Source organism: Kribbella sp. DT2 (assembly GCF_049844575.1).
In the GTDB taxonomy this organism is placed as follows: domain Bacteria; phylum Actinomycetota; class Actinomycetes; order Propionibacteriales; family Kribbellaceae; genus Kribbella.
Genome location: NZ_JBNCLH010000001.1, coordinates 1,038,675 through 1,055,767 on the forward strand (window position 1 = coordinate 1,038,675; position 17,093 = coordinate 1,055,767).

Consider the following 17,093-nt stretch of genomic DNA (forward strand, 5'->3'; position numbering starts at 1 on the left):
GTTCATGAGCTCAGATCGGGATGCCCTGCTGGACCAGGTGAAGACCAAGGCCGTCGTGCACGGGAAGGTGACGCTGGCGTCGGGCAAGGAAGCCGACTACTACGTCGACCTGCGCCGGGTCACCCTGGACGCCGCGGCGGCGCCGTTGATCGGGCCGCAGCTGCTCGACCTGACCGCTGATCTCGAGTACGACGCCGTCGGCGGTCTGACGCTGGGTGCCGACCCCGTCGCGCTGGCGATGCTGCACGCGGCTGCCGCGAAGGGCCGCACGCTGGACGCGTTCGTCGTACGGAAGGCCGAGAAGGCGCACGGGCTGCAGCGCCGGGTCGAAGGGCCTGAGGTGAAGGGGCGCCGGGTGCTCGCGGTCGAGGACACCTCGACGACCGGTGGGTCGGTGCTGACTGCAGTCGAGGCGCTGCGCGAGGCCGGGGCCGAGGTGGTCGCGGTCGTGGTGATCGTCGACCGCGCGACCGGCGCCCAGGAGAAGGTCGAGGCCGAGGGGCTGGAGTACCGCTGGCTGTTCGGTCTGGACGACCTCGGGCTGAGCTGATGGAGCCCGTACTGATCGTCGTACTGGTGGTCGTGGTCGCCGGTGCGGCGATCTGGTTCAACTACGCGATGGCGAAGAAGCGGCGCGAGGAGTTCGCCGCTTTCGCCGCGCAGCAGGGCTTGTCGTACGTGCCGGAGAACAACGCGCTGGCCGGGCAGTGGGGTGGCGAGCCGTTCCAGCACGGCGATCACCGGCGGGCCAAGAACGTGCTGACCGGCGCGTTCCAGGGCCGGCAGATCGTTGCCTTCGACTACAGCTACCAGACGCACTCGACCGACTCGAAGGGCCGGCGGCAGACGCAGACCCACAAGTACGGCGTGGTGGTGATGCAGCTGCCCGGTCCGTTGCCGCACCTCCAGGTCACCCACGAGGGCATCTTCGGCGGCGCCGTCGCGAACGCGCTCGGCTTCCGCGACCTGCAGTTCGAGAGCGACCAGTTCAACCGCGCGTTCCGCGTCAAGGCCGACGACGAACGCTTCGGCCACGCGGTCGTGCACCCGCGGATGATGGAGCTCCTGCTCGCCCGCGGCGAGATCGGCTGGCGCATCGAAGGCAACTCCCTGATCGGCTGGGACGGGGGCGCGCACACGCCGGTCGAGGTGACGAACCGCCTGCACCTGCTGCAGCAGGTGGTCGACCAGGTCCCGCCGTACGTCTGGCGTGACTACGCGGGTGTCGACCCACGACAGGGCTAGAGTCCGCAGGAGTACCTCAACCTCGGGAGCAGGGAAATGACCGCAGTCATCATCGTGATCGTGGCGCTCGTCGTGATCCTGGCGATCGCGTTGATCGTCTCGTACAACCGGTTTGTCAAGCAGCGGAACCTGATCCAGGAGTCGTGGCGGCAGATCGACGTCGAGCTGCACCGGCGCTACGACCTGATCCCGAACCTGGTCGAGACCGTGCGGGCGTACGCCGCGCACGAGCGGCACGTGTTCGAGGAGGTCGCGCGGCTGCGGACCCAGGCGGTCGGCGCCGAGGGCGCCACGCCGGAGCAGCGGGCCGCGGCCGAGGGACAGCTGTCCGGGGCGCTGCGGCAGATGATGATCTCGGTCGAGGCCTACCCGCAGTTGCAGTCGAACCAGAATTTCCTCGGGCTGCAGCGTGAGCTGACCGACACCGAGGACCGGATCGCGGCCGGCCGGCGGTTCTACAACGCCAACGTCGGCGACTACAACACCCGGATCGAGGCGTTCCCGTCGAACCTGATCGCGGGCAGCTTCAAGTTCGAGAAGGCCGGCTACTTCGAGGTCAAGGACGAGAGCGTCCGCGCGGTGCCGCAGGTGTCGTTCGGCACGATCGGCTCGGTCGCCGGTGAGCAGGCGCCGCCGCAGATGCCGGCCGGCAACCAGTCCTCGGGCCAGATCCACCCGCAGATGCCGGGGAACCAGCAGGGCGGCTACCAGCAGCTGCCGCCGCAGGGCCAGCCGCCGGTCGGCGGACCGCCCGCCGGAGCTCCCGGTCCGCAGGACGGCCAGCCGCCCTTCACCGGGTCCTGAACAAAGCAGGACCTGGTCCTGAACAAAGCAGGACCTGGTCCTGAACAAAATTCAGGCCCGGGGGCGACGGCGTCTAGTCCGTCATCCCCGGGCCTGCCCTCCCCCCGGTACCTGCTCCCAGACTGCCCGGCCCGCATACATCCGGCGTACATCGGTGCGTACATCGCCGTGGCCGAGGCTTCCCGGACAGACCGCGGGATGCCAACATGGGGCGCGAGCGGAACAGTTGAGAGGGCAGCCAAGTGGACAGTCTGAGGTACGAGATCCTCGGGCCGCTGCGGGTCGCGCACCTCTCCGGCCAGCAGTTACGCGCCAGTAAGCCCCGTCAGCTGCTCGCCACCCTGCTGCTCCACCCCAACCGTTTCGTCTCCACCGACCTGATCGCCGACGCGCTCTGGGAGACCACCCCGCCCCGCTCGGCGACCGCCAACATCCGCACCTACGTGCGCGCGCTCAGGGCCGCTCTGCAAGAAGCCGGTCTGCCCGCGCCGATCGACACCTCGGCGGCCGGCTACAGCATCGAGGTCGGCGTCGACGAGCTGGACTCCAGCATGTTCGAGTCGCTGCTGGCCGAGGGCGGCCACCTGCGCGACGCCGGTGACACCCGCCAGGCGATGCAGGTCCTCTCCAAGGCCTACGACCTGTGGCGCGGACGCCCCCTGGCCGACCTGGGCATCTCCTCGGCCTGGGAGGGCTCGATCGCCCGCCTGGAAGCGCAGCACCGCGGCCTGGTCGACGCCCTGCTCGACCTGCGGCTCCAGTACGGCGACCCGGCCGGCGCCGCCGTACTGCTCAGCGGTCGTCTCACCGAGGACCCGTACGACGAACAGCTCTGGCGCCGCCTCGTCGACACCCTGCTGGCCGCCGGCCGGACCAGCGAGGCGCGAGCGGCGTACTCCAAGGCAGTCCGCACGCTGGCCGACGAGCTGGGCGTCGAGCCCGGCCCGGAGCTCGAGGCAGCCGGCTCCCGGGCCCAGAACGGCCACACCGCGAACTGGCCCGACCCAGGCATTCCAGCAGTCCGTACGCCGGAGCCGAAGGCCGCCGAGCCACCCGGTCCGATGTCCGCACCGGCCCTGATCGAGCCGCAGCGGCCGCCGTCGCAGCTGCCGCTCGACCTCCCCGACTTCAGCGGCCGCTCCGAGTACCTGGATCAGCTGCGCGACCTGGTCTGCGGTCGCGACCCGGTCCGGCCACCGATCGCGGTGATCTCCGGAGCACCCGGGACCGGCAAGAGCTCGCTGGCCGTTCGGCTGGGCCATCTGGTCAGGGATTCCTTCCCCGACGGGCAGATCTACCTGGACATGCGCGGCGCCACCGACCCGCGCGATCCGGCGGGTGCGCTGACCGACCTGCTGGTCAGCCTGAACGTGCCGGACTTCGCCGTACCGGCTGACTCGGACCGCCGGTCCGCGATGCTGCGGTCGGAGCTGGCCAGCCGCCGGGTGCTGATCATCCTGGACGACGTGGCGTCGGCCAGCCAGGTCGCCCCGCTGATGCCAGGCACCGGGGCGTCAGCCGTCGTGGTGACCAGCCGGAACCGGCTGATGGACCTGGCCGGTGCCGACCCGATGCCGCTGGACACGTTCGACGACCGCGAGGCCACCGAGCTGCTGCTGCGCGTTGCCGGTGCAGGCCGGATCGACCGGGGCTCTCCGGCGGCCGAGGAGATCCTGCTGGCCTGCGGGAACCTGCCGCTGGCGATCCGGATCGTGGCGAGCCGGCTGGCCCAGCGGCCTGACCTGAGCCCGAGCGAGCTGGCTCGGCGCCTGCGCGACGAGACCCACCGGCTGGACGAGCTGACCATCGGCGAGCTGGCCGTGCGGACCAGTGCGGACCTCAGCTACGACTCGCTCAGCCCGGAGGAGGCCCGGCTGTACCGGCTGATCGGCCACTTCGCGGTGGGGGAGTTCTCCGCCCGGGTGCTGGAGCCTGTGGCCAGTCCGGCCGTCGTACGGCGGAGTCTGGACCGGCTGATCGAGGTCAACCTGGTGCAGATCAGTTCGATCGACCCCACCGGCAAGGCGCGCTACCGGGTGCACGACCTGCTGCGGCTGCACGCCATCGGCGTCGGTGACGAGAACCAGAAGGCCGACGCGCTGAAGGACCTGGCCACCCTGCTCGACGCCTTGCTGGCCAAGGTACGACGAGCCGCCGCGGCGTTGCCGTTCGGCTACTTCGGCAACCTCGACTACGAGGGTCCGCTGCTGTCACCGGACCCGCAGCCGTTCACCGACACCGATGCGATCGCCTGGTTCGACAGCGAGCGCAGCAGCTTCGTCCCGGCCATCCGGGCCGCGGCGCAGAACGGTCTGCACGAGCACGCCTGGCGGCTGGCCGCTGCCTGGGGCCCGTACCTCGACATGCGGGCCGGCTTCGACGACTGGAACGAGTCGCACCAGCCCGGCCTGCTCAGCGCGATCGCCTGCGGGGACCGCCGGGGCGCCGCGATCCTGCACCGCAACCTCGGCCAGCTCGCGCTCTACCAGGACGACTGGGACCCGGCCTGGCAGCACCTGAGCAGCGCGGCCGAGCTGTTCGCCGAGGTCGGCGACCGCTTCGGGGACGGCATCGCCGCGGTCGGTGTCGGGACCTGGCTGCGCGAGCGCGGCCGGCCCGACGAGAGCCTGGTCCAGTACGAGAACGCCGTCCGGGCCTTCGTCGAGGTCGGCGACGCGAACGGCGAGGCCGTCGCCCGCAGCGCGGTCGCGTCGATCTGGCTGGCCCGTGACGACACGGCGACCGCCGGGCGCTACCTGGCCGAGGCCTTCCTGCTCGGCGTACGACGGGGAGACCGGCACCGCGAGGCCAAGGTCCGGCGGCGGATCGCCACGCTGCGGATCCACCAGGGCCGGCCGGAGCAGGCGGTCCGCCAGCTGCAGGCGTCGCTGGCGATCTTCACCAAGATCGGCGACGACCACTGCGCGGCGTACGCGCGGGCCGAGCTCGGGAAGGCGCTGGTCGCGGTCGGCGAGGACGCGGCCGCCCGGAAGATGCTGCTGGACGCGATCGAGATCGGCCACCGGCTGGGCGACCGCAGCGTCGAGGGCGACGCGGCGTTCCACCTGGGCCGGCTGCACGCGACGACCGGCAACGGCGACTTCGCCCGCCGGTACCTGAACCGCGCGGTGCGCGCCTGGCAGCAGATCGGCAACGACGCCCGGGTGGCCGACGCCCGGGCCCAGCTGGCCGAGCTGGGCACCGATCTCGCGGTCAGCTGAGCGCCGTACCTCGTTGAAATCTGGAATGTACGGACGCTGTATGCCGCCGCGAAAAGCTGGTGCCGCCACGGCGTGAGGGCCGGCGGGCGGGGGAGCACGGCCGGGGGGAGAGCGTGATGGAGCGCCAGATGGCAGAACGGGTCACGAACCCGAGGGACACCGAGTCCGCACTGGACTGGCAGTTGGAGCGTGTCGGCTCCACGGCCTGGCAGGAGTGGACGCTGAAGTTCCAGCGGATGGCCTTCGGCTACGCCAACGACAGCGGCTGGCACGACTCGGCCGACGCGCTGGAGTGGCTCGATCACCACACCCTCCTGCACGAGGGGGCCGCGCCACGGGGGGCGCTGGTCTGGTACCAGGCGGTGGACCGGATCCGGGTGGCCTGCTCACTCGGGTCCGGTCAGGTGATCGGACCCCTGCCGTACGGCGAGGTGGCCGTGGCCGCGCTGATCTCGCTCAGCACGGACTACGTCTGGTCGGACCCGCACTTCCCTTTCGCACACTGACCCCTCGCGCACTGAAGCGCGGGGGAAGTCACTCGTTGTTGATCTTCTCCATCACCGCGGTGCGCTCGGCCTCGGTGTCGTAGCGCTCGTCGTGGCCGGCGCCGTTGTCGTGCGCCTTCGCGCGGCGCCTGGCCAGCACGTACTCGACGATCATCGGGATGATCGAGATGAACACCAGCAGGATCAGCGCCGACTCGAGGTTCTCGTGGATGAACTTGATCCGGCCGAGCGCGTGGCCGAGCAGCGTGACGCCGGTGCCCCAGAGCACCGCACCGATGCCGGTCCAGAAGAAGAACTTGCGCGGGTCCATCCGGCCGGCGCCGGCGGTGACGGTGATGAACGTGCGCACGATCGGCACGAACCGGGCCAGCACCAGCGCGCGCGGGCCGTACTTGTCGAAGAACGCGTGGGTGTCCTCGATGTACTTGGGTTTCAGGAACTTCGCGTTCGGGTTCTTGAACAGCGTCGTCCCGAGCGCCCGGCCGATGTAGTAGCCGGAGACGTTGCCGGCGAAGGCCGCGACGGTCAGCACCACGCAGGCCAGCCAGAGCGGGACGTCGATCGTGCCGAGCGCGACGAACAGGCCGACCGCGAACAGCAGCGAGTCGCCGGGCAGGATCGGGAACAGCAGCCCGCACTCGATGAAGATCACCGCGGCGGTGCCCCACAGAGCCCAGTCGCCCAGCCAGTGCAGCAGGAACTCCGGGTCCATCCAGTTCGGCATGAGCATCGCCATCTGCATCATCACGCCGACAGGGTAGCGTCCCCACCTGTGCAACAGGCTAATCGTGACAGTGCCCGTGACACTGGCACCGACCTGGTCGGAGCCGACGTCGTCGGTCCCGCGGAGGTCGGTGTCGGCCCCTGGCAGGGCGATCCGCCGGCCGATCCGCGGCTCGACCCGGAGCTGCTCGCCGCGGGCGACCGCCGCAACGTGGTGGACAAGTACCGGTACTGGCGGCTGGAGGCGATCGTCGAGGACCTGGACGCCCAGCGGCACCCGTTCCACGTCGCGATCGAGAACTGGCAGCACGACCTGAACATCGGTTCGGTGGTCCGGACGGCGAACGCGTTCCTGGCCCGCGAGGTCCACATCGTCGGTAACCGGAAGTGGAACCGCCGCGGCGCGATGGTGACGGACCGCTACCAGCACGTCCGCCATCACCCGCAGCTCGCCGACCTCGCGGCGTACGCCAAGGAGCAGGGCGTACCGGTGATCGGCATCGACAACCTGCCCGGATCCGTGCCGCTGGAGACCTATCAGCTCCCCGAGGCCTGCATCCTGCTGTTCGGCCAGGAAGGCCCCGGTCTGACCGAGGCCGCCCACGAGATCTGCACCGACGTACTGAACATCGCCCAGTACGGCTCGACGCGCTCGATCAACGCCAGCGCTGCGGCCGCGATCGCCATGCACGCCTGGATCCGCCGCCACACCTTCCAGCAGCAGCTCTAGGCCGTCGCTGCGACCGGAGCTTCCCAGGCGGCCCAGGCGGACTCGACCATCGCGGACAGGTCGTGCTGGGCCTTCCAGCCGAGCTCGGCGGCGATGCGGGCCGGGTCGGCGACCACCTCGGGCGGATCGATCGGGCGGCGGGCGGTGAACTCGTACGGCTGGTGCAGCCCGGTCACCTCCCGCGCGGTGTCCAGTACGTCGAGCACGCTGGCGCCCAGGCCGGTCCCGACGTTGTAGTACTCAGCCAAACCACCAGCACCGAGCAGGGCCTCCACAGCGGCGACATGCGCGTCGGCCAGGTCCGCCACGTGCAGGTAGTCGCGGATGCAGGTGCCGTCGGGCGTCGGGTGGTCCGCACCGAACACCTTCGGCCGCTGCCCGGCCGTCAGCGCCCGCAGGGTCAGCTGGAGCAGGTTGGCCACGCCAGGGTCGCCCAGTGCCGGACTGCCCGCTCCGCACACGTTGAAGTAGCGCAGGCTCAACCAGGACAGCCCCTGCGCGGCGGCCGCGTCCCGGATCAGCCACTCGCAGACGAGCTTGGTGGTGCCGTACGGGTTGATCGGCGCGGTCGGAGTGAACTCCGTGACCGGCCCGGCGGGCGGTACGCCGTACACGGCGGCGCTGGAGGAGAACACCAGGCGGCGCACCTCGGTGGCACGCATGGCCTCGAGCAGGCTGGCCGTGCCGCGCACGTTCTGGTCGTAGTAGTAGAGCGGGCGGTCGACCGACTCACCGACGGCCTTCTTCGCGGCCAGGTGGATCACGCCGGTCACGTCGTACCCGGTCATCACGTCGGCGAGCGCGACGGTGTCGAGGACGGAACAGGTCTCCAGCGGCACGCCGGCGGGCAGTCGCGCGGCCGAGCCGGTGCTGAGGTCGTCGACGACCACCGTACGGCGGCCGGCGCGGGTCAGAGCGTGCACGACGTGGGCGCCGATGTAGCCGGCGCCGCCGGTGATCAGCCAGGTCGAGGTCATGGTCCCAGCCTGGTTCCGCACGGGCGTGGGCAGAACGTGCACGCGCATCATGCCGGTCCGGGTGTTCGGCGGTGGCCGGAGTACTGCAAATGGAGGAGACGACTCTCCGTCAGCGGCCCGATCCGCGATCGGTGCCCGACCGCCACGCTGAAGTGCCGCTGCCTGCCTGAGCTGCGGCGACCACGTTCCGAAGGAGCACGAAAGTGACAACTGTCCGCCCATCCGTACGACGCGGAGCCTGGGCCGCGGCGCTGACCGTCCTGGCGGTCGGGCTGCTGGCACCCTTGCCGAGCGCCCGGGCCGCGGTGACGCCCCGCATCGACCTGTTGGTGCTGGTGGTCAACGACGGTAGCTCCCCGGTCGAGGCGATCGCGAGCGAGCTGGACGCCGAGGGAGTGCCCTACACCGAGGTGGACCTGAGCAGCGGGTCGCGGCCGGCCGTCACCGCCGCCTTCCTGTCCGACAAGGTCGGGTCGACCCCACGGGCCAAGTACCAGGCCGTCGTACTGCCGAACGAAGCGCCCGCGAACCTCACCGCGGCCGAACTGACGGCACTGCAGACCTTCGAGCGCACCTTCTCCGTACGGCAGGTGAACGCCTCCACCTGGGCGCACCCGGGCGTCGGCCTCAACTACGCCGCGGACCCGGGCTACATCGGCACGCTGGACGGCGTCACCGCCACGGCGACCCCCGAGGGCCGCGCGGCCGAGCTGCGCTACCTGGACGGGCCGCTCGGCTTCGAGGACGCGGACAAGACCTCCTCCGAGAGCTACGGCTACCTGGCCACCCCGCTGGCCGGTGCGAACTTCAAGACGCTGGTGGGCGCGCCGATCCCGGGCACCACGCAGACCGGCTCGCTGATGGGGGTCTACAGCCACGACGGGCGTGAGGAGCTCGTCCTGACCTTCGTCTACAACGAGTACCAGGAGCAGTTCCAGTACCTGGCGCACGGGATCGTCAGCTGGATGACCCGCGGCGTCCACCTCGGCTACGAGCGCAACTACTTCGCCGCGCACATCGACGACGTGTTCCTGGAGGACCTGCGCTGGAGCAAGGACGGCGACTGCACGCCGGGCGACAACTGCAACGTCACGCTCGACCCGAACGTGCAGCCCTACACGCCGCCGATCCTGATGAACACCGCCGACGTGGACTTCCAGAAGGCCTGGCAGGCCCGGACCGGGATGCCGCTGGACGTCACCTACAACGCCGACGGCGTCGCCACCGCGCCCGCGCTGGCCGCGAAGTACAAGGCGGACAAGGCGTCGTTCCGCTGGCTGAACCACACCTGGTCGCACCCGTACCTGGGCTGCGTGCAGGACTTCAGCGCGCTGCCGTGGAAGTGCGCGACGAACAGCAACGGCACGACCCAGTACGCCTCGAAGGCGACGATCTCCACCGAGATCAAGAAGAACACCGACTGGGCGACCACGAACGGCGTGAAGCTGGACAAGACCGAGCTGGTCACCGGGGAGCACTCGGGCCTGAAGACGCTGCCGCAGATGCTGGCCGACAACCCGAACCTGGGCCCGGCGCTGAACGAGCGCGGCATCAAGTACATCGCCTCGGACGCGTCGCGGGAGAAGGAGCAGCGCACGATCGGCAACGCGCTGACCGTACCGCGCTACCCGATGAACATCTTCTACAACGTGGCCACCGAGGCCGAGGAGATGGACGAGTACAACTGGATCTACACCAGCCGCGCCAACGGCGGGTCCGGGATCTGCGAGGACAACCCGGCCACCACCACCTGCATCGCGCCGCAGAGCACGGTCACCGGGTTCCGCGACTACATCGTGCCGCTCGAGGTCCGGATCGCGCTGCGGCACGTGCTCGGCAACGACCCGCGCCCGCACTACGCGCACCAGTCGAACCTGGCCGAGGACAGGATCCTCTACCCGGTCCTGGACGGCGTGATCGACCGCTTCAGCACCGCGTACGCCGCGAACAGCCCGCTGCTGCACCCGACGATGAAGGAGTCGGCGACTTTGTTGCAGCAGGCAACGACCTGGAAGAACCAGAAGCAGAACGTGACCGCCTACGTCACCGGCGGCACGGTCACCGTCCAGAACAACTCCTCGACCGCCGTCCCGGTCCCGGTCACGATGCCCGAGGGCACCCGCGTGCTCGGCCTGCTCGGGCTCCCGGCCGGATCCTTCGGTACGGCGTACGCCGGTGAGCGGTCGGAGCAGAAGTCGCTCGGCTGGCTCGGCTCGCTGAAGCTCGGGCTGCCGGCCGGCGCGGGCTACCCCGCGCCGACGGCCACGCCGGCGCCCGCGAAGGCCACCGCGGTCAAGGCACCGGAGAAGAAGCTGCCGGAGAAGAAGCTGCCGGTACTGCGGCAGAGCGCGACGATCGGACCGTTCCGGACCGGCGAGATCACCGGGTCATGGACGTCGCGCTGATCAACGAAGGCACCTACCCCTACGTCAAGGGCGGTGTCAGCCAGTGGTGCGACAAGTTGATCCGCGGGCTGCCCGAACACACCTTTCGGCTCGTGACCCTGGTCGCGAACGGGACCGAGAAGCAGACGTGGGAACTACCGGCCAACGCTGAGGCGGTGCGGCCGTTCCCCCTCTGGGGCCCGGCTGCCACGCCTCGGCGGGGCCGGGACCGGGCCCGGGTGGCTGACGCCGCCCGGGCCGTCCTGGCCGGGTCGGTGCTGTCCCAGCCGGTCAGCTTCGAGTGGGGACTGCGGGAGCTGGCCCGGCTGGCCGGTGAGCCCGGCTTCGACCGGGTACTGCGCTCCTGCGACCTGGCCGCCGACCTGCTGGACCTCTGGCCGGCCGCCGAGCCGCTGACCGTGTACGACGCGATCGTGGCGGCCGAGCTGGTCGAGCGCTCGCTGCTGCCGCTGCGGGTGGACCTGGGCCCCGGTCTGGGGCTCACCCACGCGGTGGCGAACGGTCTGCCGACGCTGGTCGCGCTGGCCGAGAAGTGGCGGCACGGTACGCCGCTGGTGATGTCGGAGCACGGCGTCTACCTGCGGGAGCGCTACCTGGCCTTCCGCGACCTGCACTACCCGGCCGGGGTGAAGACGATCGTGCTCGGCTTCCTCCGGCAGCTCGCGGAGCTCGGCTACCGGTCGGCGGACTTCGTCGTCCCGGTGGCCCGGTTCAACGCGCGGTGGGAGCATCGGCTCGGTGCTGATCCGGCAGCTGTCGTGCCGATCTACAACGGGGTGGAGCCGGAGCGGTACACCGCGATCGAGGACGAGCCCGCGGTGCCGACGATCAGCTGGGTCGGCCGGGTCGACCCGCTGAAGGACCTGGAGACCCTGGTGTCGGCGTTCGCGCTGGTCCGCGAGCAGATGCCGGAAGCGCGGCTGCGGCTGTTCGGTCCGACGCCGGAGGGCAACGAGGAGTACGAGCGGCGCTGCCTGGCGCTGGCCGAGCGGCTCGGGGTGGTGGACGGCCTGGTGCTGGAGGGCCCGGTGCCGTCCTCCCGGATCGCGTTCGAGGCCGGTCACGTGATCGCCCTGTCGAGCATTTCGGAAGGGATGCCCTACACCGTGATCGAGGCGATGATGTGCGGCCGCGCGACCGTCTCCACCGACGTCGGCGGTACGGCGGAAGCGGTCGCCGGCGCCGGCGCCGTCGTACCGCCTCGGGACCCGTCGGCGTTCGCCGATGCCTGCCTGCTGTACCTGCGCGACGCGGAGCTGCGGCAGCGGATCGGGCAGGCCGCGCGGGAACGGGCGCTGGCCACCTTCACGCTCGACAAGTCGATCGACACCTACCGGATGCTCTACGAGGCAACGGCCGGGACCGACCTGGAGATCACCGCGTGAGCGCCGACTGCGTCCTCCTGCCGGGACAGCGTCACCAGCAGGCGTCCGAGCTGGTCGAGCGGCCGGGTTCGGCGCCGCCGGTCGACTCCTACGAGGTCGCGGCCGCGCTGGAAGCCAGTGGGATCAGCGACCGGACGGCACTCGAGCGCTACGGGCGGCCTGACGTGTTCGCGCTCGCGGCCGACCTGCTGCCGTCGCTGCGGATGGAGGCGGTCAGCCACTCTCCCGTCGTACGGGCTACTCGGGTGGCGATCGTCCCGACGCTGCAGCGGGGACTGGTCTTCGTCCTGCCTGCTCTGCTGACCGGTTCGGCGATGGGTGGCCGGACCGCTCAGCTGGAAGTCGTCCTCCTGCTGGCAGCGGTGGCCTACGGATGGGCCGCCAGCCAGGGCGTCGCGTACGCCGGTTATGCCCTGACCAGCGCGGGGTCCTTGCCCGAGGCCCGCCGATTGATGCGCGATCTGGCGGTCCTGGCCCTGGTCCCCGCGCTGGTCGGAGCAGGACTCGTCTGGTGGCGGCTGCCCGCGGCCGGTTACGTGCTGGCGGTCGCGGTCAGTCAGATCGCCTACGTGCTCGGCTCGACGATCGGTGTGGTGCTGCGGCGGCCCGGCGTGATGCTGGTGGCGCTGGTGCCGGGAGTGCTGGTCGCCGTACCGGACCTGCTGATCGTCGGTCTGCCCAGGCCTCTCGTCCTCACAGGTATCGGAGTCACGGTCGCGGCGACGGTGGCCGCAGCGGTGTGGTTGTGCAGAGGCGGTCGACGACCGGGCCGGGCAGTCCGACGGTCCGTGCTGGCCGACAGCCGTCTCTACGCGGCCTACGGCGCCTGCCTTGCTCTGCTGCTCACTGTGGGACTGCTCGACGGTGTGCCCAGCGGAACTCTCCTACCTCTGGTCGGCGGTGTCGTCGTCGCCGAGTGGCAGCTGGAGCAGTACCGCAGTCGCGCCGGGCTGATCCTGCAGACGACCACCTCGGCGGTTGAGTTCGCTCGGCAGATCGGTAGGGCGCTGCTGAAGTGTGCGGCGGGCTACTTGCTGGCTTTGGTGCTGTTGACGGTGCTGGTTGCTGCAACGCGGGACCTGACGCCTGTCGTCGTGCTGCGCCTCATCTCCACCATCATGCTCGGCTGGGCCTTCCTGGCGGCGCTGCTGCTGGTCGCCCACCGCCAGGTGGTGCCGGTGGTCGTCGTGACCGGTCTGGGCGTCGTTCTGGCGGCGAGCCGTTACCTGGTGATGGATCAGGCGTTTGTACTAGCAGTGTGGTATCTGGCGATCTGTGGTTCCCTGGCAACAACGCTGTCGGTGCTGGCGTGGCAACGACTGACTCGGGTGGAGGTGCATCGATGACACGGCTCGCCGTGCCCTGGTACGTCCATCCGGCCGAGGCTCCGGAGCAGTGGCGCCGGCTGGCGTCGCTGTCCGACCAGGTCGAGTTCGCCGTCGTCAACGTGGCGGACGGCCCCGGACTCCCTGACGACCCGTACTACCCGCAGGCCCTGGCCATGCTGCGCTCCCACGGGATCCGCCTGCTCGGTTACGTGGACGTCGACTACGGCCGTCGCAGCCCGGCGCTGGTCGCTGCCGACGTGGAGACCTGGCAGACCCTGTACGGCGTGGACGAAATCATGTACGACCAGGTCGCCTCCGGCGTCGAGGCGCTCGGCCAGAACCGCATCCTCGCGCTGCTGGCCCGGCGGGCCGGCGTACGGACTCTGGTCGCGAACCCGGGTGTCGAGCCGTGCCCGGAGCTGCTGGACCTGTTCGACATCACCTGTGTGTTCGAGGACGACGCGGCCGCGCACGCCTGGGTCGGGGCGCCGGTGACTCCGGCGCGGCGCTGGCACCTGGTGCACGGCGTACCGGTAGAGGACCTGGACCGGGTCGCTGAGTGCGCTGGTGACCTCGGTGCCGAGCTGGTGTTCGTGACGGACCGACCGGCCCCGCATCCGTGGGACCGGCTGCCGTTCTCGGAGCCGGCGCGATGTTGAGGCCCCTGGTCGGCGTCGCCGCGTTCCTGCTGATCCTGGCGGGATGCTCCGACTCGGCCGCCCAACCGGTGGCCGACCAGCCGACGCAGCCGATCAAGCCCCGGAGCGGGGACCTGTGGGCGCCCGCGCAGGGTGCGCCCTGGCAGTGGCAGCTGTCCGGCGAGCTGGACCTCTCGGTGGACGTGCCGGTGTACGACGTCGACTACGAGAAGGCCTCCGCCGCGCAGGTGGCCGAGCTGCAGAAGCAGGGCCGCCGGGTGATCTGCTACGTCAGCGTCGGCTCGCACGAGAACTTCCGGCCGGACCAGGCGCAGTTCCCGGCCGCCGTGCTCGGTAAGGCCCTGGACGGCTGGCCGGACGAGCGCTGGCTCGACATCCGGCAGTGGGACCAGCTGAAGCCGTTGCTGGCGGCCCGCTTCGACCTGTGCCGGGAGAAGGGGTTCGACGCGGTCGAGCCGGACAACGTGGACGGCTACAGCAACGACAGCGGGTTCCCGCTGAGTGCTGACGACCAGCTGACCTTCAACCGGCGGATCGCCGCTCTGGCGCACGAGCGCGGGATGTCGGTCGGCCTGAAGAACGACCTCGAGCAGGTCGAGCTGCTGCAACCCGACTTCGACTTCGCGGTCAACGAGGAGTGCATGCGGTACGACGAGTGCGACCAGCTGCAGCCGTTTCTGCAAGCAGGCAAAGCCGTTCTGCACGTCGAGTACGACCTGGCGCCGGAGGAGTTCTGCGCGAAGGCCCGGGAACTGCGGATGAGCTCGATGCGCAAGCCGCTCGACCTCGGGCCGGACCGGCAGCCGTGCTGAGTGTGGTCGTCTGCAACCGGGTCCGGGTGATCGGCGAGGCCGTTGCCCTGCACCTGGACACCCGGACCGGGTTGCACAGCCTCGGAAGCGTCTCCAAGCTGGACGACCTGCTGCAGGTCGTGGAGAGCCAGAAGCCCGACGTGGCGATCGTGGATCCCGCCGAGCTGGGCCTCGGCGCGGCGGCGATCGTCCGGGTCATCGGCGACATCGCACCGCAGACCCACGTGCTGATGGTGGCCGACGCGGCCGACCCGGCGCCGGTGCTGCAGGCCCTGCGGGCCGGTGCGCACGGCTGGGTGGCGGCCACGGACCCGCTGACCGACGTGGAGGCCGCCGTACGGGCTGTGGGCACGGGTGGCATGTGGGTGAGCTCCGCGGTGCTGGCGGGCCCGGCGCGGTCGATCGGGGAAGGCTCCGACGACGCACGGAGGCTGGTGGAGGGTCTGACCGAGCGGGAGCGGACTGTGCTCAGCTGCCTGATCGGTGGGCTGGACCGGCGGGCCCTGGCTAATCGCCTGGGCATCGCCGAGAGCACTGGGCGGACCCACGTCCAGCGCGTCCTGGGCAAGCTCGGGGCGCGGACGGCGGTCCAGGCGGCCGCGATCGGACGCCGGGCCGGCGTCCCCGCAGTGACGGGGAAGTGAACTACCCAGACGCCGCGTAACTCCTGGCCGATCGGCGCGTTGTCTCGGGTGAGTGACGCGAACGAGACGGGATCGCCGACAGACCGTGGTCTGTTCGTAATCTACCGTTCGATCGGTCGTCGCTCCGGACTCCAAGCCTGTTGGTCGGGGTTCGACACACACAAGTTTGTCCCAACTCGGGCGGGGACGGCGCGTGAACTGACGTGCCGTACCGGGTTTGCGACGACATGGGGGGAAGACGGTGAGTTCTGGCCTGTACGTGCACCGACCAGGAGATCTGGACGGGATCACGGTGGTTCCGGTCGCGACGCGACCGACCACACGACAACCAGCTGACATCTGGCACGACCTGACCCACGAGATGGCGACGGTCCGGGCCCTGACAGCGGCGGCGCTCGGGGCGTCCGACGAGACGGCGCGGCGCGCGATGCTGATGCTGATCGAGGCGGAGGCCGAGGCGATGTCCGCGCTGCTGCGGCAGCTGCGCACCGACCAGGAGGCGGCCGAGCCGGCGTTCGTGCCGGCCGCGCTGACCGACCTGGTCCGCGCGATCGCACCGACCACGCACACCGAGGTCCGGGTGTCGGGACAGCTGCCGGCGCTGCGGATCGGCATCGAGCGGGTCTCGCTGCGCCGGGTGCTGCGCAACCTGCTGGACAACGCGATCCGCGCCGCGGGCGAGAACGGCGTGGTCGAGCTGTCGGCCGTTGCCGTGGACAACGGTCTGGCGGTGGTGGTGGCGGACTCCGGTCCTGGGTTCGGCGCCGGTCCGCCGGGGCTGGACTCTCGCGGTCTGACCATCGTCCGGACGCTGGTGGAGGCTGCTGGGGGCAGTCTCGAGGTCGGCACTGCGCACCTGGGCGGCGCCCGGGTCACAGTGACGTTCCCCGTTGCCCACCTCAACTGATCCGGGGCGCCGGCCGCCGAGCGGGGCTCCGGCCGGCGGTGCGGTCCCGGTGGGTGGTGCGGCGGCGCGTGGTGCGGCGGCCGGTGGGCCGGTGCGGGTGACGGTCTGCGACGACCACCGGGTGTTCGCCGAGGCGCTCGCCGCGGTCCTGCGCGGGCACGGGTACGACGTGACCGCCGTGCTGCAGGACCCGCGGCACGCGGTGAAGCTGCTGACCGAGGACCCGGTCGACCTGTGCGTGATGGACCTCGGCTTCCCGGACGCGGACGGGATCGACTACACCCGCAAGCTGCGGGCGGCGGCGCCCGGCGTCCGGGTGTTCGTGCTGACCGCGCGGACCGGGCCGGAGGTGCTGCGGGATGCGATGGCGGCCGGGGCGAGCGGCGTCGCGTCCAAGGACCGCAGCATCGACGAAGTGGTCCGGGCGATCGGCCGCGTCGCCGGGGGTGAGATGTTCTGCGACGACACGCTGCTGCGGGACGCGCTCGGCCTCGACGTCGACCCCGACCGGGCGCACGCCCAGTTCCTGGCCGGGTACCTGACCCAACGCGAACGCCAGGTCCTGGAGCTGCTCGCCCAGGGCGCCACCACCGACTCGATCGCCGACGACCTGCACATCTCCCGGACGACCGTGCGCACCCACATCCAGTCGGTGCTGTCCAAGTTCGACGTGCACTCCCGCCTGGAGGCGGTCGCCTACGCGATCACCAACGGCATCGTCACCCCACCAAGCTGAGGCGAGTACGG

The 17,093-nt window shown here is 70.7% G+C and carries 16 protein-coding genes; 14 read left to right on the forward strand and 2 right to left on the reverse strand.

The features are described 5' to 3' along the window. Positions 1–4 precede the first annotated feature (4 nt). The 5 genes from pyrE to ACLQ2O_RS04985 all read left to right on the forward strand — a co-directional run bounded on the left by pyrE (position 5) and on the right by ACLQ2O_RS04985 (position 5,776). Positions 5–550: an orotate phosphoribosyltransferase gene (gene pyrE, locus ACLQ2O_RS04965; protein ID WP_425827629.1), complete on the forward strand. Its 546-nt coding sequence runs from the start codon at positions 5–7 to the stop codon at positions 548–550. Next, positions 550–1,245: a hypothetical protein gene (locus tag ACLQ2O_RS04970; RefSeq protein ID WP_425827631.1), complete on the forward strand. Its 696-nt coding sequence runs from the start codon at positions 550–552 to the stop codon at positions 1,243–1,245. The genes pyrE and ACLQ2O_RS04970 overlap by 1 nt, the downstream gene beginning before the upstream one ends. Positions 1,246–1,281: 36 nt before the next feature. Next, positions 1,282–2,049, forward strand: a complete 768-nt coding sequence (locus ACLQ2O_RS04975; protein WP_425827633.1) for a LemA family protein — start codon at positions 1,282–1,284, stop codon at positions 2,047–2,049. Positions 2,050–2,291: 242 nt separating this feature from the next. Further along, a complete protein-coding gene (locus tag ACLQ2O_RS04980; RefSeq protein ID WP_425827635.1) occupies positions 2,292–5,270 on the forward strand; it encodes an AfsR/SARP family transcriptional regulator in 2,979 nt (992 codons plus the stop codon). Positions 5,271–5,398: 128 nt separating this feature from the next. After that, complete coding sequence (locus ACLQ2O_RS04985) at positions 5,399–5,776, forward strand: hypothetical protein (protein WP_425827637.1); 378 nt, start codon at positions 5,399–5,401, stop codon at positions 5,774–5,776. A 28-nt stretch (positions 5,777–5,804) separates the two neighbouring features. Here ACLQ2O_RS04985 and ACLQ2O_RS04990 read toward each other — a convergent pair whose 3' ends face one another. Beyond that, positions 5,805–6,521, reverse strand: coding sequence for a DedA family protein (locus ACLQ2O_RS04990; protein WP_425829071.1), 717 nt, complete (start codon positions 6,519–6,521; stop codon positions 5,805–5,807). 72 nt (positions 6,522–6,593) lie between these two features. Here ACLQ2O_RS04990 and ACLQ2O_RS04995 point away from each other — a divergent pair, with 72 nt between their 5' ends. Continuing rightward, complete coding sequence (locus ACLQ2O_RS04995; protein ID WP_425829073.1) at positions 6,594–7,229, forward strand: TrmH family RNA methyltransferase; 636 nt, start codon at positions 6,594–6,596, stop codon at positions 7,227–7,229. On the opposite strand, the gene galE is transcribed toward ACLQ2O_RS04995, so the two are convergent. Further along, positions 7,226–8,206, reverse strand: a complete 981-nt coding sequence (gene galE / locus ACLQ2O_RS05000; RefSeq protein WP_425827639.1) for a UDP-glucose 4-epimerase GalE — start codon at positions 8,204–8,206, stop codon at positions 7,226–7,228. The genes ACLQ2O_RS04995 and galE overlap by 4 nt on opposite strands. A gap of 203 nt (positions 8,207–8,409) precedes the next feature. Between galE and ACLQ2O_RS05005 the strand changes: the two genes are divergently transcribed. The 8 genes from ACLQ2O_RS05005 (at position 8,410) to ACLQ2O_RS05040 (ending at position 17,082) form a co-directional block, all read left to right on the forward strand. Continuing rightward, positions 8,410–10,611 carry a hypothetical protein gene (locus ACLQ2O_RS05005; RefSeq protein ID WP_425827641.1) on the forward strand — a complete coding sequence of 734 codons (2,202 nt, stop codon included), beginning with the start codon at positions 8,410–8,412 and terminating at the stop codon, positions 10,609–10,611. Continuing rightward, positions 10,596–11,996 carry a GT4 family glycosyltransferase PelF gene (gene pelF / locus ACLQ2O_RS05010; protein WP_425827643.1) on the forward strand — a complete coding sequence of 467 codons (1,401 nt, stop codon included), beginning with the start codon at positions 10,596–10,598 and terminating at the stop codon, positions 11,994–11,996. Before ACLQ2O_RS05005 ends, pelF begins: the two co-directional genes overlap by 16 nt. Continuing rightward, positions 11,993–13,342: a hypothetical protein gene (locus ACLQ2O_RS05015; protein WP_425827645.1), complete on the forward strand. Its 1,350-nt coding sequence runs from the start codon at positions 11,993–11,995 to the stop codon at positions 13,340–13,342. Before pelF ends, ACLQ2O_RS05015 begins: the two co-directional genes overlap by 4 nt. Then, on the forward strand, positions 13,339–13,983 hold the full coding sequence (locus tag ACLQ2O_RS05020) for a spherulation-specific family 4 protein (protein ID WP_425827647.1): 645 nt from the start codon (positions 13,339–13,341) through the stop codon (positions 13,981–13,983). The genes ACLQ2O_RS05015 and ACLQ2O_RS05020 overlap by 4 nt, the downstream gene beginning before the upstream one ends. Then, a complete protein-coding gene (locus ACLQ2O_RS05025; protein ID WP_425827649.1) occupies positions 13,977–14,795 on the forward strand; it encodes an endo alpha-1,4 polygalactosaminidase in 819 nt (272 codons plus the stop codon). Before ACLQ2O_RS05020 ends, ACLQ2O_RS05025 begins: the two co-directional genes overlap by 7 nt. Beyond that, entirely contained in the window at positions 14,789–15,439 is a 651-nt protein-coding gene (locus ACLQ2O_RS05030; protein ID WP_425827651.1) for a LuxR C-terminal-related transcriptional regulator, read from the forward strand. Before ACLQ2O_RS05025 ends, ACLQ2O_RS05030 begins: the two co-directional genes overlap by 7 nt. A gap of 241 nt (positions 15,440–15,680) precedes the next feature. After that, entirely contained in the window at positions 15,681–16,346 is a 666-nt protein-coding gene (locus tag ACLQ2O_RS05035) for a sensor histidine kinase (RefSeq protein ID WP_425827653.1), read from the forward strand. After that, positions 16,330–17,082: a response regulator gene (locus ACLQ2O_RS05040; RefSeq protein WP_425827655.1), complete on the forward strand. Its 753-nt coding sequence runs from the start codon at positions 16,330–16,332 to the stop codon at positions 17,080–17,082. The genes ACLQ2O_RS05035 and ACLQ2O_RS05040 overlap by 17 nt, the downstream gene beginning before the upstream one ends. Positions 17,083–17,093: the final 11 nt, after the last annotated feature.

What these genes read in the sequence shown, in the direction of transcription:
- pyrE (WP_425827629.1), top strand. Translation starts at nt 5, where the DNA reads ATGAGCTCAGATCGGGATGCCCTGCTGGACCAGGTGAAGACCAAGGCC.
- ACLQ2O_RS04970 (WP_425827631.1), top strand. Translation starts at nt 550, where the DNA reads ATGGAGCCCGTACTGATCGTCGTACTGGTGGTCGTGGTCGCCGGTGCG.
- ACLQ2O_RS04975 (WP_425827633.1), top strand. Translation starts at nt 1,282, where the DNA reads ATGACCGCAGTCATCATCGTGATCGTGGCGCTCGTCGTGATCCTGGCG.
- ACLQ2O_RS04985 (WP_425827637.1), top strand. Translation starts at nt 5,399, where the DNA reads ATGGCAGAACGGGTCACGAACCCGAGGGACACCGAGTCCGCACTGGAC.
- ACLQ2O_RS04990 (WP_425829071.1), bottom strand. Translation starts at nt 6,521, where the DNA reads ATGATGCAGATGGCGATGCTCATGCCGAACTGGATGGACCCGGAGTTC.
- galE (WP_425827639.1), bottom strand. Translation starts at nt 8,206, where the DNA reads ATGACCTCGACCTGGCTGATCACCGGCGGCGCCGGCTACATCGGCGCC.
- pelF (WP_425827643.1), top strand. Translation starts at nt 10,596, where the DNA reads ATGGACGTCGCGCTGATCAACGAAGGCACCTACCCCTACGTCAAGGGC.
- ACLQ2O_RS05020 (WP_425827647.1), top strand. Translation starts at nt 13,339, where the DNA reads ATGACACGGCTCGCCGTGCCCTGGTACGTCCATCCGGCCGAGGCTCCG.
- ACLQ2O_RS05025 (WP_425827649.1), top strand. Translation starts at nt 13,977, where the DNA reads ATGTTGAGGCCCCTGGTCGGCGTCGCCGCGTTCCTGCTGATCCTGGCG.